This is a genomic window from Campylobacter sp. 7477a (assembly GCF_014892335.1).
GTDB lineage: Bacteria > Campylobacterota > Campylobacteria > Campylobacterales > Campylobacteraceae > Campylobacter_A > Campylobacter_A californiensis.
Window position 1 is genome coordinate 1 of sequence record NZ_JADBJH010000033.1, and the last position, 664, is coordinate 664.

Consider the following 664-nt stretch of genomic DNA (forward strand, 5'->3'; position numbering starts at 1 on the left):
ATGAAAACTCAAAACATAAAAAGCGGCTATATGACAAGTATAATCTCTTGGGGAAAAAAGAAAAAAGATGAAAAGGGGAATATCTAGTCCGTTTCTATGATGATATGCTGGGAAAATACACCTACGTGACAGATGGCACAAAAGTATGTTGGCTAGAAGAAGGCTATATGGGCAAAAACAGAAAAAAATACGCAACTATAACTGCAAAAAACAGTGAAAAATACTATATAAAAGATAAAATGTATAGAAATACCTCTCCACAAGGAAACGGCGACATAGATCACTTCCTAGAGCTTGAAAACGGCTATCTTTTAGCGACAACAATTGCTGGCTACGGATACTATAAAATCACCCAAGAAATATATGAAACAGAATGCTGGGGCGATTTTTGGTTCTAGGACGCTGCCATGAAGCTTACTCATATTTCAAGCCTATATCTTCGTGAGCTTGAGCGAACGGACTATGAGTATATCGGTGAAACAAAAAGCTATCTCAACCCCAAGCACACAAAAAAGCTTCCAAAGGAGCTTGAACATATCACCAAAGTAGACATTTGTGCTTGGGTTGATAGTATGAGGGCATATCTAGCCCCAAAAACTATCAAGGCTATCATATGTGCTTGGCGTAGAGCTACGGAGTTTGCGATAGACAAAGGGCTTGCCTC

The 664-nt window shown here is 39.0% G+C and carries 1 protein-coding gene and 1 pseudogene; both read left to right on the forward strand.

What is annotated here, in order from left to right; all coding sequences use genetic code 11:
• The first annotated feature begins 104 nt into the window (after window positions 1-104).
• A complete protein-coding gene (locus tag CCAL5182_RS08980; RefSeq protein WP_336610839.1) occupies window positions 105-398 on the forward strand; it encodes a hypothetical protein in 294 nt (97 codons plus the stop codon).
• Window positions 399-407: 9 nt separating this feature from the next.
• Window positions 408-664: pseudogene (locus CCAL5182_RS08985) on the forward strand (tyrosine-type recombinase/integrase); the annotation flags it as partial.

Coding starts and splice junctions, on each gene's coding strand:
- CCAL5182_RS08980 (WP_336610839.1), top strand. CDS start 105: ATGCTGGGAAAATACACCTACGTGACAGATGGCACAAAAGTATGTTGG.